The sequence below is a fragment of the Paeniglutamicibacter sp. ZC-3 genome, from assembly GCF_025847175.2.
Taxonomy (GTDB): domain Bacteria; phylum Actinomycetota; class Actinomycetes; order Actinomycetales; family Micrococcaceae; genus Paeniglutamicibacter; species Paeniglutamicibacter sulfureus.
The window spans coordinates 1-18,194 of the sequence record NZ_JAOYTG010000018.1; the positions used below are offsets into that span (position 1 = coordinate 1).

14 protein-coding genes are annotated in these 18,194 nt (G+C 62.0%); 5 read left to right on the top strand and 9 right to left on the bottom strand.

Features of this window, described 5'->3' with window-relative positions:
- Window positions 1–183 (top strand): ATP-binding protein (locus OIU93_RS16000; RefSeq protein ID WP_264271060.1); only part of this gene is annotated, 183 nt, incomplete at its 5' end.
- Between the two features lie 1,020 nt (window positions 184–1,203).
- Here the strand turns inward: OIU93_RS16000 and OIU93_RS16005 are convergent.
- The 7 genes from OIU93_RS16005 to OIU93_RS16035 form a co-directional block, all read right to left on the bottom strand.
- Window positions 1,204–1,659 carry a hypothetical protein gene (locus OIU93_RS16005; RefSeq protein WP_264271061.1) on the bottom strand — a complete coding sequence of 152 codons (456 nt, stop codon included), beginning with the start codon at window positions 1,657–1,659 and terminating at the stop codon, window positions 1,204–1,206.
- 580 nt (window positions 1,660–2,239) lie between these two features.
- The gene (locus OIU93_RS16010; RefSeq protein ID WP_264271062.1) at window positions 2,240–2,368 is read right to left on the bottom strand and encodes a hypothetical protein; all 129 of its coding nucleotides are present in this window, start codon (window positions 2,366–2,368) and stop codon (window positions 2,240–2,242) included.
- Between the two features lie 2,296 nt (window positions 2,369–4,664).
- Complete coding sequence (gene trxA, locus OIU93_RS16015) at window positions 4,665–4,988, bottom strand: thioredoxin (protein ID WP_264271063.1); 324 nt, start codon at window positions 4,986–4,988, stop codon at window positions 4,665–4,667.
- 49 nt (window positions 4,989–5,037) lie between these two features.
- Complete coding sequence (gene trxB, locus OIU93_RS16020) at window positions 5,038–6,024, bottom strand: thioredoxin-disulfide reductase (protein ID WP_264271064.1); 987 nt, start codon at window positions 6,022–6,024, stop codon at window positions 5,038–5,040.
- A 108-nt stretch (window positions 6,025–6,132) separates the two neighbouring features.
- Window positions 6,133–7,740: a hypothetical protein gene (locus OIU93_RS16025; protein ID WP_264271065.1), complete on the bottom strand. Its 1,608-nt coding sequence runs from the start codon at window positions 7,738–7,740 to the stop codon at window positions 6,133–6,135.
- 143 nt (window positions 7,741–7,883) lie between these two features.
- Window positions 7,884–9,605, bottom strand: coding sequence for a murein biosynthesis integral membrane protein MurJ (gene murJ / locus OIU93_RS16030; RefSeq protein ID WP_264271066.1), 1,722 nt, complete (start codon window positions 9,603–9,605; stop codon window positions 7,884–7,886).
- Window positions 9,589–10,134 (bottom strand): NUDIX hydrolase, encoded by a 546-nt coding sequence (locus OIU93_RS16035; RefSeq protein WP_264271067.1) that lies wholly within the window; start codon window positions 10,132–10,134, stop codon window positions 9,589–9,591. Before OIU93_RS16035 ends, murJ begins: the two co-directional genes overlap by 17 nt.
- Before the next feature lie 169 nt (window positions 10,135–10,303).
- Here OIU93_RS16035 and OIU93_RS16040 point away from each other — a divergent pair, with 169 nt between their 5' ends.
- Complete coding sequence (locus OIU93_RS16040; protein ID WP_264271068.1) at window positions 10,304–11,743, top strand: CCA tRNA nucleotidyltransferase; 1,440 nt, start codon at window positions 10,304–10,306, stop codon at window positions 11,741–11,743.
- Window positions 11,744–12,142: 399 nt separating this feature from the next.
- Window positions 12,143–12,289, top strand: coding sequence for a hypothetical protein (locus OIU93_RS16045; protein ID WP_264271069.1), 147 nt, complete (start codon window positions 12,143–12,145; stop codon window positions 12,287–12,289).
- A 304-nt stretch (window positions 12,290–12,593) separates the two neighbouring features.
- Here OIU93_RS16045 and OIU93_RS16050 read toward each other — a convergent pair whose 3' ends face one another.
- Window positions 12,594–13,478, bottom strand: coding sequence for a hypothetical protein (locus tag OIU93_RS16050; protein ID WP_264271070.1), 885 nt, complete (start codon window positions 13,476–13,478; stop codon window positions 12,594–12,596).
- Between the two features lie 350 nt (window positions 13,479–13,828).
- Between OIU93_RS16050 and OIU93_RS16055 the strand changes: the two genes are divergently transcribed.
- Window positions 13,829–15,139 carry a hypothetical protein gene (locus OIU93_RS16055; protein WP_264271071.1) on the top strand — a complete coding sequence of 437 codons (1,311 nt, stop codon included), beginning with the start codon at window positions 13,829–13,831 and terminating at the stop codon, window positions 15,137–15,139.
- 143 nt (window positions 15,140–15,282) lie between these two features.
- Window positions 15,283–16,968, top strand: coding sequence for a formate--tetrahydrofolate ligase (locus OIU93_RS16060; protein WP_264271072.1), 1,686 nt, complete (start codon window positions 15,283–15,285; stop codon window positions 16,966–16,968).
- 131 nt (window positions 16,969–17,099) lie between these two features.
- Here the strand turns inward: OIU93_RS16060 and OIU93_RS16065 are convergent, their stop codons facing one another.
- Window positions 17,100–18,179 (bottom strand): inositol-3-phosphate synthase, encoded by a 1,080-nt coding sequence (locus OIU93_RS16065; RefSeq protein WP_264271073.1) that lies wholly within the window; start codon window positions 18,177–18,179, stop codon window positions 17,100–17,102.
- Window positions 18,180–18,194 lie beyond the last annotated feature (15 nt).

The window sequence follows — 18,194 nt, forward strand, 5'->3', positions numbered from 1 at the left end:
ATCGCGGACGGGTACGAGAAGCGGAGCCTAATCATCACGACAAACCTGGAGTTTTCGAGGTGGGGAACGGTGTTCGGCGATGACAACATGGCTGCCGCCGTCATCGATCGGTTGGTGCACCACGGGAGGCTGCTGCAGTTCCGCGGCGAGTCCTATCGGGTCAAGAATGCGCTCATGAAATAGGCCAAACGCCAACATGGCAGGAAATTGAGCCCAGGTGGCCTGATTCTAATCGCTTTAATGGCCGACTTAAAGTTGACGAAACACAGGAACGCGTTGGTCTGGCGCTGGGGATGCACCGCACCCCGCAGTTTTGTATAGGAGCCCATGGCCTCCCTGGCCCCATTCTGGAAGGGTACGAGACGGGTCTTTCCGCACTTAGATTCCCGGATCAGCAACGCTCAACAACCCAATCAGCGATTTGTATGTTGCCGCAGGCAGCCGCGGACCCAGTGCAAACCGAGACTGGGCCATCAACCCCGCGACGTACCGGGCCGAGTAGATGTAGGGAGGGTGCCACCGTCCCCGATGCGGGAGCAACCGACAGGAGGGACCCCCGTGCATCGGCTGGAGGGCAGGCACACCTGAGCACGTCCACGACGAGGTCAGGCCGAATAGGTTTTCGGGGGCTGGTTCGATCAGGAATACTTTCCTAGGTCCCGCGTGTCCGATGTCCGCGTTCCGTCGCAGGAACCCACCAACTTCTCCACCTCGGTGGCGTCAGTGAAACGGGCAGGCCGGCATCCCTCCATCCTGCGACCGACGACACTGAAATCGCCAGATCCAGCTCTGCCAGGTGGAGCAAGAGCGAACGAACCTCGGCCACGCGTCCGCGCGCGGAACCCAAACTCACCCGCCCGCTCTCGAGCAGCATGAACGCTGCCACGTCCGACCTCCGCAGGGCGGACGGTTGTGTCGAGGAACCGCCGCGCCAAATTGGCGTATCGAAGTATGGTCATTTCCGAGAGATCACGCTCAGCAGCCAGCCAGTGCCGATAACCCCGCAAGAAGGCTTTAGGGGCTGATGGCGGCTTGACGAGTGCGGCCGGGAGCACGTCCTGCTCGCGTAGGAAAGCCATCAGCAATGTGTAAACGCTCCGGTGCTTTTTCTGTCGATACCCGGCATCGTGCCGCTACTCATCGAGGGGTTCCACCCTGCGCTCGTTGAAGTCAGAGACCGTCAATCCCTCCAAGACAAGCCAGTTACCAACATTGCCAACCACCTTCAACATGCCCCCGGTCGTCCCAGGCGTGTAGCCCAACGACGACAGTCGTGATTCGAACTCCAAGATATTGGGCACCATCCGTCCCGGTTTCCGCCGCGTACCCACCATGATCCTGCCCTCCGTTCCGGACACCTTGTTCCTTGGAAAGCAGCATCAACCCCACCACGGGACCATGTCGATGGACGCCAGCGGTTTCCATCCCGTTTCTCATGTGGGCAAGGGTCGAGTCCGACGTTCCGTGAAGGGTATCGGCATAATCCCGACCTCGGCACAGGGCGATGACGTTCAACTGGTTCTTGGTCAGTGACGCGAGCTCCTTGTCCAGACGGTCCTCCTCCTTGGCAAGGCGCAGTATCACCACCAACGCGGAGGTGGTGAAGAACCTCGCCTGGATGCCCTGCCGGCACTCGGCGGCCACCAGTTCGGTGGCCATGTGCGTTTTATCCCGTGCCCATGTCTGCGTAAAGGAACCGGTCTTGGACTCTTTCGATGAAGTCCAGGGATTCCAAGGGATGGCCTCAGTAGTCCTCGGGGAACCTGACGTTGCTGTAGTCGAACCCGGTGAGGACTTTCATGGCCGGCAGCAGTGCGGCCTTCAGCAGTTCTTGCCGCCCCGATTCGCGTTCGGACACCAACACCCCGTGTAGGTAGTCACTTTGCTTCGGGGCGCCCTTCTCGGCCCATTCGGTCAGGACTGTGTCGGTGAGCGAGGCATGCTTGCCGGCCTCGAGCAGGTATTGGACGGTGATCGATCCATGCGGTTTCTCTGGTGGTCATATTCAGGGTGGAGAAGGTGTCGTAGAAGCTCAAGTCCACCTTGGCGGGACAGCATGGCCATGTCCAATTCGTGCCCATGCGCGATCAGGGTGTGGGCGGCCTTTATCGCGACCTTGAACCCGGTGGTCCCGGGCGCGGCATCCACCGCGTTGAACAACCATCGCCGGTCGGTGGCGGTGGTTTTGTCCAACCAGTCACGCCGGGTCGGTGACCAGAGTCCGCAACGGCGAATGGGCTCAGTTACCGGGCTTGATCACCAGCATCAGGACCAGGGACGCGGGGACGAAGATCGTCTCGGTGTGCTTCCCGAAGGCGCGCGGGCAGGTGCAGACCAGTGAGGAATGCTTGTCAAGAATCTGTACCACGTCGTGCCCGAGCACCACGGTGTTTTGGGGAAAGCTGGGGAGAGGCGCAATGGCTGAATAATCTGCTCGGAGTGCATGCGGGATCTTACTTCGGTACGGTTTCACGTGAAACATCTAGTTCCTATCGTTTGAGAAGGGAATCGAGACCTGGCCAAGATGTTGAGTGTTTCACGTGAAACACTCCGTAAGCGCGTAAGGCACCAACCGTGATCTACGGAGGCTGGCCGTGTTTGTTTCACGTGAAACAGTGCCCATGCCGCCCAACCTAGGGTCGAATCGTTCAGGATGAAACGGTCGGTATGCCGATCCCCGACCGCAGTAGATCACGGTCGTCGCGCGACTGGGGGAGCGGCGCACAGGAGCGCAGAAGCCGCGTACGCGCAGCTTCGGGGGAGTGGCGGCGCATGCAAGGCGCCTCGAACGGTAAGCCCTCCATTGTTGCAGTGACCCGCACGCGCCCAACGGATAATGAATTCGAACTAGCCCACGGCTTCAAGCCTGTCCAAACGGTACTACTGGCATGCTGAACATGGAGGGATGAGGGGCAGGATCGAAGGCCTTTCCCATGAAGGATCGATAAATGTAACCCAATCCTGTTCATCCCGTGGTGTGCATGAACCATCATGGATATGAGCGACATGCGGCCCGGGAGCCACACACCGGGGACAACGGTCGCTCATGACAGATGCCTGATGACCAATCGGCATCCGGGTTGGTTCGCGGAGATGCGAATGCGCCGGTCAAGATCATCCGTCACCGCCTGATTTCCTGTCGGGCGAAAATCGCGGGCAGTCACAAACTGCATGCACATGACCGGCGACCATCCAAGGCTCACATGCAAACTTGCCTCGCGAACTCAACGTCGAGGTGCCGTCGCTCGGGACAAATCACGCTTGATTAGAACGGAGAAAGAATTGCACACGCCGCACCGCCCGCTGGATACTCGACGGTGGGGTATCGCAGAGAGATTTGGTGGCTGCTTGGTGACGATTCATGGACGTCCTGAGCGTTGAGCGAATTTTGGTGATGAATATCTGACTCTAAGAGAGTCACCAATATTGCCGTTCAGAGCCACCAATTGCGCCTTGGAAGGCGTCAATACTGCGCGTGGGGACCATCCCGGGGAAACGGGAATAGTCTTCATGGGAACCGCTTTGCCGTCGACTTGGAGCAGGCCCTGCGAAATGAGTGAGTCGGTCCGGCCTCGACCGATTGCCCCGATTGCTCAGGACAACATGCTGCTGGGCACCGCGAAGCTCTGGAAATGCACTGCGGACTCCATTCTGCCGCCGATCCGCGGGCTGTTGCCGGAGCGCGCTACAGGGAAGGGGCTCTGCCTGCGGATCGAGTCTTGGGACCGCCGCTGCGGCTCAACCTCGCCGGTGCTCTGCAGGCAGTATCCGTAGAATGGCTACCGCCATCGACTCGGCTTCGGCGGCCACGCCGAAGCGAACATGGACCGGACCATTATCAACACCATCTGTAGCGAAACCGGAACGTACAACTTGCGCGAGAAGATCGATGCCGTCCAGGCCGGCGAGGAACCGTTGGAGGCCGGTGGCAATATCCGGTGGCTCTCAAACCTCCGGATATTCAGTCGACGTCGAACAGGCACGGCGGATGCTCTCCGCCAAGAGGTCTCACGGCTCCCCGCCCAAGAACATCGAGGGGTTGGGAACCGATGGGGAGCTGACAACGGCAAGCCTGGAACGGATGCGACCATTGAATTGCTCAGTCGGTGGATCGTGCACGCGCGTGCGTTGAACAACGAGGCATCGTCAGACCCAACACGAACCAAGCCTGAAGCCACGGATTCACTGTCGCGCAAAGGAAAACGTCTGCGTCAATCCTGGATATGGCGGGGCAGTGTGTGGGTGACGAGCTGCAGACCAGCGGTCCGTGAACTTCACGGACGGTCGGATTTGATCGGGCGTGTTGCCCGAACAGGGGCAAGTGTTTCGGCGCGGACTGACAGCGTTCCGTCATTGTTGCTGTTCGCGAAGCTTGAGGCTGCAAGCAAATGGCTGAGGTGTCGACAAGCCGGAGGCCATCTATGGCAGGTGTGTAGATCCTAGTGAGTTACGGAAACTAAAACCGGGCATCGATGCCGAGTCGAACAGGATCGACTACGTTTTCTAGGTAAACAAACAATTTCAATTGTATATGGACAGCACTTGTTCCAGAGCGTATCCATTGTCGTTCGATCGGGAGACGGACCCGAGGTAGGGCTTAAAAAAGCTCGGTGCATCCGGCCCGTGGGGCGGATGCACCGAGCTGGTGGATTCGAGGGCGCGTATTAGAGGTACGCGGCGAATTCCTTTTCCAGGACCGGCTTTGGCTTGGCGCCGATGGAGGTCGCGACATGTTCGCCGCCCTGGAAGACGTAGACGGCGGGGATGCTGGTGATCCCGTACTTGGCGGCGATGGCCGGGTTGTCATCGACGTTGACCTTGACCACGTCGACCTTCTCGGCGTGCTCGGCCGCGATCTGCTCGAGGATCGGGGTCAGCTGGCGGCAGGGGCCGCACCATTCGGCCCAGAAGTCCACGATGACGGGCTTGGCGGCCTCGAGGACATCGGCCTGGAACGTTGCGTCGGTGACGTCTTTGGTCTGGCTCATGGCCTGCACCTTTCGTTAAGGATTTCTTCCCAGTGCTTGGGAAGGGGATCTAGTTGGAGACGGAAACCGCTGCCGGGGTCGCGGCGTTGGAGTGGACGTCTGCGAGGTAGTGCTCGACGTCCAGGGCCGCGGCGCAGCCGGAGCCGGCGGCGGTGATGGCCTGGCGGTAAGAGGAATCGATGACGTCTCCTGCGGCGAAGACGCCGGGGAGGCTGGTCTTGGAGGTGCGGCCTTCGACGGCGATGGTTCCTTCGGCCGTGAGGGTCAGTACGTCCTTGACCAGGTCGGTGCGTGGGTCGTTGCCGATGGCTACGAACATGCCGGTGACCGGGACGTCCTGGCGGGCGTCGGTCTTGAGGTTGCGCAGCGTCATGCCGGTGACCTTCTGCTCGCCGGTGATGCCAACGACCTCGGAGTCCCAGATGAATTCGATCTTCGGGTGGGCCAGGGCGCGATCGGCCATGATCTTGGAGGCGCGCAGGGTATCGCGGCGGTGGACCACGGTGACCTTGGAGGCAAACTTGGTCAGGAAGAGTGCTTCTTCCATGGCCGAGTCGCCGCCGCCGATTACGGCGATTTCCTGTTCGCGGAAGAAGAAGCCGTCGCAGGTCGCGCACCAGGAGACGCCGTGTCCGGAAAGGCGCTTCTCGTCGGGCAGGCCGATCTCGCGGTAGGCCGAGCCGGTGGAGAGGATCACGGCGTGGGCGCGGTACACGGTGCCGTCGCCCAGGGTGACGACCTTGACGTCGCCGGCCAGATCGACGGCGGTGACGTCGTCGAAGAGGATCTCGGCACCGAAACGCTCGGCCTGCTTCTGCATGTTGTCCATGAGGTCCGGACCCATGATGCCCTCGGGGAAGCCGGGGAAGTTTTCCACGTCGGTGGTGTTCATGAGCTCGCCGCCGGCGGTCACCGAGCCGGCGATGACCAGGGGCTGCAGGTTCGCACGTGCCGTGTAAACGGCCGCGGTGTAGCCGGCGGGGCCCGAACCGATGATGATGACGTTGCGGATGGCGTCTTGTGCTTCTGTGGCCACGGGTCGGTGAACCTTTCATGAGTGCGGCCTGGTTCAAACACGCCGCGGGTAAGGGGGACTGTCCTGCATAACAGCCAATGCAGTGTTGGTATTCCCGGCCGGGTGGGGCTAGGAGACGCGGAACTCGCCGATTTGCAGGCCGTACGGGCGGGAGGCGTTGCCGCCCGAGGCGCGGCGCGGCAGTTCGGTGACGTTAAGGAACACGTATTGCCCCTTGGCAGCTGCACCGTTCTCGCCGCTGACCGGGACGCTTACAGTCGGTCCGGTGAAGGAACCGCTGGAAACCATCTTGGCATCGGAAAGGTCGTCTGTTTCACCGACGCGGATTTCGAAGGATCCACCGGTGCCGTTCAGACCCTCAAGCTGGATTTCCGTGACGTCGGAAACTTCTTCCAGCTCCGCGATGAGCACCATGTTCGATGCAAGTCCGCCGAACTGGGGGGACGTGTAGGAGTATGACCTGTAGAGGCTTGCCGGGTTGCCGTCGATCGCCTTGGAAAGGGTGCTGTCCGTCTCCGCGTTGAGGTCCTGGTTGCCAGGCACCATGCGCGAGAGGTCGGCGACCACGGGCTCGACAGGGGCGGCGCTCGGAGATTCCGAGGCCGGCTCGCTGCCGCCGCTGGTATCGGGGGCACTTTGCGTGGGGGAGTCGCTGGCCACGGGTTCGGGCGCGCGGCCGCCCAATGCGTTGAAGGCGAAGACGACGGCCAAGACCAGCACTGCACACAGCAACGCACCCACGAGCAGGCGCGTGGTCTTCTTTCGGCCTTCACCAGCTTCCTCGTCCTCGTCCTCGTCCTCGTAGTCCTCTTGCAGCGGCTCCGAGTACGACTGGGCTGCGACGGGGAAGCTGGAGGCCACGCGCTGGCCCGATTCGTCGACGTTGATACCACGGGACTTCTGCGCCGCTGCAAGGGCGGCAGCGGACGTCACGACGGGTTCCTCGGTGTGGTCAGTGGTTTCCATCCGAGTGACCTTGGGAGCAGGCTGGCCGACGGGCGGTGCCGTGGGCGCCGGGGGAGTGGTGGGGGTGGCCTGCGTCGCGGCAGGGGTTTCGCGTGGCGCGGGGGTCGGGGAGGAAGCCGCCGGGGCAGGGGCGGAGGGAGAGGACGCCGAAACGGCAGGAGCCTGCTCGGTGCTCGAACCCACCGATGCAGCGGGCAGAACCGGGGGGACCGACGGCGGGGTCTGCTTGCCGCGGCCGAAGCGGCCCTTGATGCTGTTTAGTTTCTCGTTGAGGCTGATTTCCGGCAGCCGGTCGAGCATGGATGGACGCTGCTCTTCCTGGGTGCGCTGGTCCTCGTAGTATTCGGCGTCGTCTTCGTAGCGTGCCGGCTCCTTTGAGCGGGTCACGCCGAAGATCTCGGTCCCCAGGGTGTCGGTGTAGAACGGCTCGACGTAGGGGGCATCGACCTGGACCACCAGATCCAGAAGGTCTGCGGGCTCCGCAAGGTTTGTCACCAGGTAGGTGTTGCCCTCGGAAATTCCCAGGTCCAGGACCTGGACCGCGGCATAGCGTTCGCCGGTGGCAATTTCGCGCGCGCTCGTGGCCAGCTGCGAGGCATTGGCCGTTGAACCGACCAGGATGCTGACAGGCCGGTTGAGCACCTGATCGATGCCACTGAGGACCTGGTCTCCGTCGGCTGAGGTCAAAACCAATTCGGTGACCTGGTAGCGGCCGCCAAGCATGGCGCCGGCGTCGATGGGCTGCGACACGATTCCCTCCCGGGATTACTTTGCGTTGCCGGCACCCTCGTGGGTGCCCCGTTCCATGTTACCGGGATGGGGACGGGATTTCTCGAAGTCCCAAGCCGAAGCCGGGGGCGCGCCGAGTCTCCCGAACCCGCCAGTTGCTCCGATTACCGCCGCAGTGAAGGGATTCGGCGGGCCAGCGGACCCAGGAAATCATCTAGCTCCTCCGAGCGCATCAGGCGCAGCAAAATGATGTAGACCAGGGCCATGACGGACCCGACGACGACAATCGAGACGACCGCGGCACCGATGGAACTCCAAGCAAATCCCCAGTCGTAGCCGCCCAGCAGCCACAGCACCACAGCCCCCACGGCACCGGAAATGGTGGCCATCATGCCGATGCGGATATACGCGGTCGCGACCCTGGCGCTGCCGTAGTCGCCATAGCGGCGGACGATCAGGAAGTGCGCGATCACCGCGGAGAGCACATTGGTGGCACCGTAGATCAGCGCCACGGCCCGGGCGATGTCCGTTGTAGGCAGGACCTGCACCGCGACGAAGGCCAATGCGACGGTGAGGCTGGCGACAACGGTCTGGATCAGCATGGGGGTCTTGGTGTCTTCCTCGGCGAAGAAGACACGGATCATGAAGAAGTGAATGGACTTGAATGGCAGCCCGAGCGTCGTGAGAAGCAACAACTGGCCGATGGCGGCGCCCTGCAACATCGCGGTGGAGGAGCTGCCGGCAAACAGCCGGCCCAACGGCCCGGCGAGCACGATGAAGGCCACCGAGGCGAAGACGATCGGAACCGCGCTGGTGCGCAGCCCGCGAGAGAGCAGTGGCGCTATGTCCTCGCGGCGTTTCTCATGGAAGGCCTTGGTGAACTCGTTGAAGAGCATTGTGGCCAAGGTGAGGGCAAAGATGGAGTGTGGCAGCACGGTGATCAGCTGGGAGGTGTTCAAGGCGTATTCGCCCGGAACCGTAGCCCCGCCGTCGGGCAGCAACAGACGTGCCGGAGCCGCAGCCGAGACGAACTTGGAGTTGATCAGTGAGGCGATGTTGCCCACCATCATCGACCCCAGCGTCCAGGCGGCCAGCTTGCCCACGTGCCGCAGGCCCATGCCGCGCCAGGAGAAATCCGGGCGCAAGTTCAGTCCGACGCGGCGCAAAGGCCAGAACAGGGCCAGCGCCTGGACCGCGATGCCCAGGGTGGCGCCGCCTGCCAGCAGGACGGTCTGCTCGGAGGTCCAGGCGGCCAGCTGGTCGCCGTCCCCGGAGTAGGCGCCAAAGAGGATGATGAAGGTTCCGATGGTGCAGATCTGCACCAGGTTGTTGGCCACCGGTGCCCACATATAGGCACCGAACCGGCTGTGGGCGTTGAGCACCTGGCCAATCACCGCGTAGACGCCGTAGAAGAAAATCTGTGGCAGGCACCAATACGCAAACGTGGTTCCCATGGCGATCATCGCCGGGGTCCAGTCCAGGGTCAGCACCTTGATCAGCGGTCCCGCCATGGAAACCAGCAGCACCGTGGCAAGGCCCATCACCACGATCGTGAGGGTCACGAGCTTGGAGGTGTACGCGGATCCGCGGTCGGACGCCTTCGAGGCCTTGATGAGCTGGGGAACCAGCACCACGTTGAAGATGCCGCCGGCCAGCAGCATGAAGATGATCGTCGGGATGACGTTCGCCTTCTCGAAGATGTCGGCCATCGTGGTGCTCGAGCCGATGGCAACAGCCAGCAGCGCGGTGCGGATGAAACCGAGTACGCGGGAGACCATGGTGCCCGACGCCATCAGCGCGTAGGCCTTGGACTGGCTGTGTGATTGCTTGGCCGGGGTCTGTGGAGGCGTGCTGGGACGCGCGGGGTGTTTAGATACCTGGGACATAGTTGGGGAGCACTTCACGCGCAAGATCGGCGATGCGCCGCTCATTGGGGAAGGACAGGCGCTTGCCGAGATCAAGCAGCGGGACCCACGCCACGTCCACGGCTTCGTGGTCCGGGTCGTTTTCGATGGTCAGTTCGCCGCCCGTTGCACGCAAGAGGAAATGGTGCACGGTCTTGTGGACGCGGTAGTTGGTGACGGTAAACCAGTAGTCGACCGAACCCAGCGGGGCAAGGATCTCGCCGGCGATGCCGGTTTCTTCCTCGATTTCGCGGACGGCTGCTTCTTCGTTGGTTTCGGCGCCCTCGGGGTGGCCCTTGGGCAGGCACCATTCAAGGCGTCCGCCGCGGTTGTACCTGGCGATAATGGCCACCGGCAGGCTGGGAAGCGACGTGTCGATGACGACGCCGCCGGCCGAGATTTCCTCCACAGTGGGCAACGGGTGGTGTCCGGTGCCCACCTGCGCCTGCGCATGCGCCATTGACGCAGTCAACGGCGTGCGCTTCGGGGCGCTGGGAACTGGATGAGCCATGGAAACCACTCTATCGGTTTTGCGTCACTTCGTGGCTTGCCCCGCCCGCTCGGCGCGTGATTCCATTCTTCGGTGCGAAGCGGCGGCATCAGGCGTGTGGAAGCTAACGCCGAATCGGGGAGGCCGGGAACATGTCACCGTCCCGAAAGTCTGGCACCCTTAAAGAACTATGCAGCAGCTACCGTCCCCACAGGTCCTCTCCGATATTTTGCCCCCCGTCATCTTTGAGCTGGGGCAGCGGTTTGTCGATTCCGGCTTTGAACTATCCCTGGTGGGGGGACCGGTGCGCGACCTCTTCCTGGGCCGAGTGTCCCCGGATCTTGACTTCACCACCAGTGCTTCCCCAGATGAAACCCTTGCGGTGGTGGCCGGATGGGCCGATGCCACCTGGGAGGTGGGCCGCGATTTCGGAACGATTGCGTTGCGCAAGGGCGAGCACACCATCGAGGTGACCACCTACAGGGCCGATGCGTACGACCCTTCCTCCCGCAAGCCCATCGTGGCCTTCGGCCGCAGGCTGGAAGACGATCTCTACCGCCGCGACTTCACCATGAACGCGATGGCGCTGCGCCTGCCGAGCCTGGAACTGGTGGATCCATACAACGGAGCCGCCGACCTGGCCGAGGGCGAGGTCCGCACGCCGGGTGCCCCGTCCATGTCCTTCTCCGACGACCCGTTGCGGATGATGCGTGCCGCGCGATTCGCCTCCCAGCTGGGCATTGGCGTGGCGGACGAGGTGCGCGCGGCCATGAAGGAAATGACTGAGCGGATCAAGATCATCTCCGCCGAGCGTGTCAGGGACGAACTGGTGAAGTTGATCAACGGTGTCGATCCGCGCGCCGGCATCGACCTGTTGGTGGATACGGGGCTGGCAGACATCGTGCTTCCGGAGGTTTCCGCCTTGCGCCTGGAACTCGACGAACACCATCGACACAAGGACGTCTACCAGCACTCGTTGACGGTGCTGGAGCAGGCCATGGAGCTGGAAAGTGATGCGGAGGGCCCGGTGCCGGGTCCCGACTTCGTGTTGCGCTTCGCCGCACTGATGCATGACATCGGCAAGCCGGCGACTCGCAAGTTTGAACCGAACGGTGCTGTCAGTTTCCGCCACCATGACGTCGTCGGTGCCAAGCAGGTCAAGGCCCGCATGCGCGCCCTGCGTTTCGACAATGACACCACCAAGGCGGTGGCCCGCCTGGTTGAACTGCATATGCGCTTCTATGGGTACGGAGATGCAGGGTGGAGCGACTCGGCGGTGCGTCGCTACGTTCACGACGCTGGCGACTTGCTGGAGCGGCTGCACCGGTTGACGCGGTCGGACGTGACCACGCGCAACCGCAAGAAGGCGGACAGGCTTGCCTTTGCCTACGACGACCTTGAGGCACGCATTGCAGAGATCAGCGGGAAAGAGGAAATGGCCGCCGTGCGGCCGGACCTCAACGGCCAGCAGATCATGGAGATCCTTGGGATCAAGCCCGGTCCCGTGGTGGGTCGCGCCTACAACTACCTGCTCGAGCGTCGCCTGGACAACGGGCCGATCGAAGAAGAGGAAGCAATTGCGGCGCTGCTCCAGTGGTGGCGGATTCAGCCCGAAGCAGCAGAGCAGTAGGCCAAGGAGTCTCCGGGGAACCTTGTCCCGGCGTGTCGCACCAAACACGCCGAGACGAGGTTCCCCGTTTTAAACTCTTGGAAAAATGAGTGGCGTAACCCTATCGCGGTGTGTATCGTGGAACCTGTGATTGAGAAGTCTCAATGAGACATCGAAATCCAATAGACAATGTTGGCGCCAGAATCTTCTGGCATGTTCTTCCAGAAAAGGAGGTGGGAATGATGATTACTTCAATGAATTTCGGCGGCTTCTATGTGCCCCGCCATGGCTTCGGCGGCCTTACCGCTCGAGCCACTTCCCCCGCCTCCGGAACGGCGCCCTGCTAGTACTTCCCTAGCTTTTCAAAGTTCCCGAGGCTGATGAGTCATTAATCGACCAAATCCTTGAGGAACTTTTATCATGTCTACCCAGATCTCATCGATCTCCACCCAGGTTGCTCGCTCCGCTGAACTAATCTTCACCGGGCCGGAAGCGCTGCGTGCCCGCAACTCGCGGCCCACGGAACAGGCCACCTTCCGCTCCTCCAACACCGTTGAGGGGAGGTAACCACCATGAGTGCAAAGGAACGCAAGCCAAAGAACAAGGCTTGGCTTCAGACGCAGTTCAACCCCGATGCAAGGGATCGCGAACTACGTCACCACCTTCCGATGGACATGATCTTCCGCGTGCGGTGAGTGAATTAGGACCAGGTCTCCACAAAGCCTGGCCCGGAATGCAAGTCACTCACCCACCCAGGAGCATGACCATGAACGAGTATGTAACCCACTGTGCAAAGCCCGCCGGCTTCACCGGCGGGCTTTGCCGGTTAAAGTTGGTTCCTGCCACTTGGCAATCGGAAGCGGGTGGCTGCTCAGTCGAGCTGCGCGCGCCAATGGCGGAGGAACGCCAATCCTGCATGGTCGTGGATGATGTCCTGTCCCAGACCTAGATCCCGCGCGGTAAGCACCGGGTAGGGTTTCCCTGCAGGAATGCCGTCGCCCGGGCGCACGTCGACGTGGCTGACCCGGTGCCCGTTTTGCGCCAGCCAGTCGGCCATGGCGTAGTCGGTGCGGGAATCGCCAACCGTGAACCACTCCGCGGGGAAGATGCCATCCGCCGCCAACAGCTCGAGGGTGCGTCTGGCACCGAGGTCCTTGCCCAGTTCCACCGACTCAATGTCCGTGGAGATGATGGTCGGGTCGACCCGGTAAGAAATTTCCTCATTCGCATCCGGTTGGCTTACCTCCAGTCGTTCAACGCCCAGACCACTGCGGGCCATCGCGTCCATGGCGGCCGAATCGAATTGCTCTTGGGCGCGCCGGTATTCATGGTTCGCTGCATCGATGTTTTGTTCCACCGAAACCATGGCGCGTTTGGTCTCGTCGAAGAACATGTGGTCGTCGAATTTGGAGGCCACCAGCTCTCGAATTTCATCCGAATAGTGCCCAGGGACAGCAAGCCCGTGGTCGATGTGGACTTCCCCGGCACCGGTTGAATCAAAGGTGAACCAAGTGGCTCCCTTTTCGCAGATGGCGTGGATTTTAAGGTTTTCGGGCATGCCCGACGTGATCATGGGGCCCATCACTTGGCGCTTGATGAACTCGTCGGAACGCCCGGTGTTGAAGACAACGGGGATTCCCGAGACGGCGAGTTCCAGGAGCAGGGAGATGACCTCCGGTGCGACATTGCGGGTCACCGGAGATGCGATGGGACCGTCGACATCGAGAAGCAAGGCAAATGGGGGAGTTGAGGACATGACTTCCATTCTCCCACTGCGCGGGAAAGGGACGGAAACCTCGAACCCTGGCACCCAAAGGGCACGGTCCCGCTCGCACTGGAGTTATCCACAGATTCGCCGGCACCGGTCAATCGCATGGGCGCAATTCCTAGGATGAGGGCATGGACAAGGGAAAACGGAAATATGCCGTTGCAGTCGTACTCTGTTGTGTCGGGCTGATGGTTGGTTCCTGCACGCCGGGACCGGAATCGGCCGGTGGAGCAATTTCGGGAACGGACGCGTTGGCGCCCGCTTCACCTGCGGTCGACGCGGCGGCGGAACTAGCCAATCGCCGAACCCGTATGGTCGAACCCTCATGGAGCGTGAAGATGAAGGTCTTGGACCGCCCCCGGGTGGTCAACGGGGTGGCGGTCGTGCTCGCCGAAGGGGCAAAAGGGCTGCAGCTGGTGGGGCTGAAGGAAACCACGGGCAAGAAACTCTGGGGCGTCACCGTTGTCCCGGGCTGGGTACCCAGCGGCGTCAACATGACGGTGGAACTGAGTGAGACGGCCAAGGGGAAGGACGTGGCGCTCTTCCTGGAGAAATCGAAACCACGCGATGGCTGGAGCGGAGGTGTCTGGACCAAGCCGGTGGCCGTGGACATCGCCTCGGGCAAGGTCGTCTACAAGGGGCCCGCGCAGCTGATCAGGTCCCGACCGTCCTCGTGCCCAGACAGCAAGGACATGTGCTATCTCTCGATCAACCCCTACATCAATGACGAGCAGCGGATGCGTGTCGACCTCGACCGGGGAACCCAGCGAACCCTCACGCCGCGGCACAAGGTGGGGGATTCCATCTTCCCAATCAGCGGCGGGGAACTCTACGGGCACTACACCGGAAACACGAGCAACCTCCTGCGGCTCAAGGGAAACAAGAAAGTGTGGGGAGTGTCCCTGGCCAAGGCCATGGGACCGGGCTACACACCCGGTCAGGGCTGGAACGTTGACTACTCGGAAAAGCTCGGAGTCTACTCCGGCTGGATCGGCCGAGAACACAAGGAAACCCAGGACAGCAAGGGAAACGTCGTCGCCCGCGATACGGACTTCCGCCAGGAAATGATGTTCGGCATAGATGCCGAAAACGGAAAGACGCTGTGGAAAGCCAAGGGGGCAGCCACTTACTGCCTGCCACCCATGGGCCGGAAACAGACTGTGCTGGAGGAGGGAAAAGCCTATCCAGTGAGATGCATCTTCGACTCCGGAAGATTTAAGGAAGCCAAGGGAACCAAGGGCAGATTCGAGGATGTCAAAGTCCATTTGGAAGGGTTCGACCCGAAAACCGGGAAGGTCATCTGGAAGACCAAAAGCTACCCAAGGGCTGCCAACCTGGATGTCGCCCACGCACCCGATGACGGCGGGGCAAGCCTCTTCCTGGCAGCGGAAGAGACGCCGACGTTGCTAGACACCCGTACCGGCAAGACCATCAATGTCGCCGCCGGGGAACGCTTCCTGTGCACCAAGGATGCCAAGTACACCAAGCCCGAGGATGGCAACGGCGGGACGCTGCTCTATCCCTGTGCGGCAGGCGGCAAGGAAGCCAGAGGTGTCAGTGTCGGCGCGCTCCAGGCACAGGATTCCGGTGAAAGCCATGTGGTTCTGGGCTTTGCCGGAGCGGTCGCTGCCTTTCCGGTGGATCCCTAAAAGGCCGAGACCTGCCGGTCACGGGGCCGGGCTTCTCCTTGTTCCGCTGATGCGGTGATAGCTTGAAGGTGTAGCGAGGACGGCCAGACTCCTTGAACGTCCTTAATCACCCCGCCACCGGGAATCCAGATAGGGGACACACTATGACAGCGATGCCGGAAGCCGACATGAGTGATCTGGCGATTGCTTCGCGGGCCGTGCTCAAGCCAATTTCCGAGATTGCCGCATCGGCCGGGATTCCGGAAGACGCGGTTGAGGCCTACGGTCGCTACAAGGCCAAGATCGATCCGGCACGCCTGAGAGCAAGCGGGGCGAAACTCGGAAAAGTGGTCTTGGTCAGCGGAGTATCCCCAACGCCCGCCGGGGAGGGGAAATCCACCATCACGGTGGGTCTGGGAGATGCCCTTGCGGCCGCCGGCGCCAAGACGATGATCGCCCTGCGCGAACCGTCGCTGGGGCCGATCTTCGGCATGAAGGGCGGGGCCACCGGTGGCGGTTACTCGCAGGTCCTGCCCATGGATGAGATCAACATGCATTTCACCGGGGATTTCCATGCCATCACCAGCGCCAACAACCTGCTGATGGCGCTACTCGACAACCATCTGCATCAGGGCAATGCCTTGGGAATTGACCCGCGCCGGATCACCTTCAAGCGCGTCATGGACATGAACGACCGAGCCCTGCGCAACATCGTGATCGGCCTTGGCGGCCCGACCGAAGGTGTTCCGCGCGAAACGGGATTTGAGATCACCGTGGCCTCGGAAGTCATGGCGGTCTTCTGCCTGGCAACCGGTCTCGATGACCTGCGGACTCGCCTGGGCCGGATGACGATCGGATACACCTACGCCAAGACCCCCGTCACCGTGGACGACCTAGGGGCGTCCGGCGCCATGACCATGTTGCTCAAGGACGCCATCAAGCCCAACCTCGTCCAGACCATGGCCGGAACGCCGGCGTTCATCCACGGAGGACCGTTCGCCAACATCGCCCACGGTTGCAACTCGGCTATCGCCACCAATACTGCCCGTTCGCTGGCCGACATCGTGGTCACCGAGGCCGGCTTCGGGGCGGATTTGGGCGCCGAGAAGTTCATGGACATCAAGGCCCGCTATGCCGGCTGCAATCCCGATGCGGTGGTCCTGGTGGCAACTATTCGTGCTCTTAAGATGCATGGCGGCGTGGCCAAAGACGCGTTGAAGAGCGAAAACGTCGAAGCGGTACGCGACGGCATGGCCAATCTGGTCCGGCACGCCCAAAACGTCAGGAAATTCGGGGTCCAGCCGGTTATCGGCATCAACAGGTTCACCGCGGACACCGAGGAAGAAATCGCGGTTGTCACCGAATGGGCAGCCGCCAACGGCATCGAATGCGCTGTGGCGGATGTCTGGGGACAGGGGGGAGAAGGGGCCGGTGAGCTGGCCTCCGCCGTGTTGCGGGCCATCGAGGCCCCGAACAATTTTGCCCCTCTCTACGACTTGGATCGTCCCGTCGAGGAGAAGATCCAGACGGTCGTGCGGGAGATCTACGGAGGCGCCGGAGTCGAGTATTCCGCAGCTGCCACGCGGATGCTCAAGCAAATCCATGACAACGGCTGGGACAATCTCCCGGTGTGCATGGCCAAGACCCAGTACTCGTTCTCCGACGACCCCACGCTGCTGGGCGCTCCCGAGGGGTTCACGCTGCACGTGCGGGATCTCATTCCCAAGACCGGTGCCGGGTTCATCGTGGCGATCACCGGGACCCTCATGACAATGCCGGGCCTGCCCAAGGTTCCGGCCTCGATGCGCATGGATGTTGACGAAAACGGGCGGGCCGTCGGCCTGTCGTAATCGCGCTGACCCGGCAATGATCGCGGGAAGGCGCAGGGACCCCCTGGTCGGGGATTAACCGTCGAAGCCACCACGGGCAACCGTGGTGGCTTCGACGGTTCGCACCCCTTACACGGGCGCGGCGTTGAGTCCTAGGCTTCGCCGCGGATGAAGGCCTCGACCTTTTCCTTGGCGATGTCGTCGTTGTACTGCTCCGGCGGCGACTTCATGAAGTACGAGGAAGCCGAGAGAATCGGTCCGCCGATGCCGCGGTCCAGGGCGATCTTGGCGGCGCGCACGGCATCGATGATGACGCCTGCGGAGTTGGGGGAGTCCCACACCTCAAGCTTGTATTCCAGGGACACCGGGGCATCACCGAAGTTGCGGCCTTCGAGGCGCACGAAGGCCCACTTGCGGTCATCGAGCCAGGCGACGTAGTCAGACGGGCCAATGTGCACGTCGTCGGCCTCCAGCACCGCGGTGGTGTTGGAGGTGACGGCCTGGGTCTTGGAGATCTTCTTGGACTCCAGGCGGTCGCGCTCGAGCATGTTCTTGAAGTCCATGTTGCCGCCGACATTGAGCTGGTAGGTACGGTCCAGGGTGACGCCGCGGTCTTCAAAGAGCTTGGCCATCACGCGGTGGGTGATGGTGGCGCCGATCTGGGACTTGATGTCGTCGCCGACGATCGGGACGCCGGCGGCGGTGAACTTGTCGGCCCACTCCTTGGTGCCGGCAATGAACACCGGCAGGGCGTTGACGAAGGCCACGCCGGCGTCGATGCATGCCTGTGCGTAGAACTTTGCGGCGGCGTCGGAGCCGACCGGCAGGTAGCAGACCAGGACGTCGACCTGTGCGGCTTTCAGCGTCTCAACCATGTCCACGGGCTCCGCGGAGGACTCGGTGATGGTCTCGCGGTAGTACTTGCCCAGGCCGTCGAGGGTGTGGCCGCGCTGCACCGTGACGCCCGAGGTCGGGACGTCGGCGATCTTGATGGTGTTGTTCTCGGAGGCGTGGATGGCGTCCGCCAGGTCCAGTCCGACCTTCTTGTCGTCCACGTCGAAGGCCGCCACGAATTGCACGTCATTGACGTGGTACTTGCCGAACTGGACGTGCATCAGGCCGGGAACCGTGGCCTGCGGGTCCGCGTCACGGTAGTACTCAACACCTTGCACCAATGACGTGGCGCAGTTGCCTACGCCAACAATTGCAACCCGAATCGGATTTTCCGACACCTTGTCTCCTCAAAA

Bases quoted from the DNA above. Each gene is read 5' to 3' on its own strand.
- OIU93_RS16005 (WP_264271061.1), bottom strand. From the start codon at position 1,659: ATGGCCACCGAACTGGTGGCCGCCGAGTGCCGGCAGGGCATCCAGGCG.
- trxA (WP_264271063.1), bottom strand. From the start codon at position 4,988: ATGAGCCAGACCAAAGACGTCACCGACGCAACGTTCCAGGCCGATGTC.
- murJ (WP_264271066.1), bottom strand. From the start codon at position 9,605: ATGTCCCAGGTATCTAAACACCCCGCGCGTCCCAGCACGCCTCCACAG.
- OIU93_RS16035 (WP_264271067.1), bottom strand. From the start codon at position 10,134: ATGGCTCATCCAGTTCCCAGCGCCCCGAAGCGCACGCCGTTGACTGCG.
- OIU93_RS16040 (WP_264271068.1), top strand. From the start codon at position 10,304: ATGCAGCAGCTACCGTCCCCACAGGTCCTCTCCGATATTTTGCCCCCC.
- OIU93_RS16045 (WP_264271069.1), top strand. From the start codon at position 12,143: ATGTCTACCCAGATCTCATCGATCTCCACCCAGGTTGCTCGCTCCGCT.
- OIU93_RS16050 (WP_264271070.1), bottom strand. From the start codon at position 13,478: ATGTCCTCAACTCCCCCATTTGCCTTGCTTCTCGATGTCGACGGTCCC.
- OIU93_RS16055 (WP_264271071.1), top strand. From the start codon at position 13,829: ATGAAGGTCTTGGACCGCCCCCGGGTGGTCAACGGGGTGGCGGTCGTG.
- OIU93_RS16060 (WP_264271072.1), top strand. From the start codon at position 15,283: ATGACAGCGATGCCGGAAGCCGACATGAGTGATCTGGCGATTGCTTCG.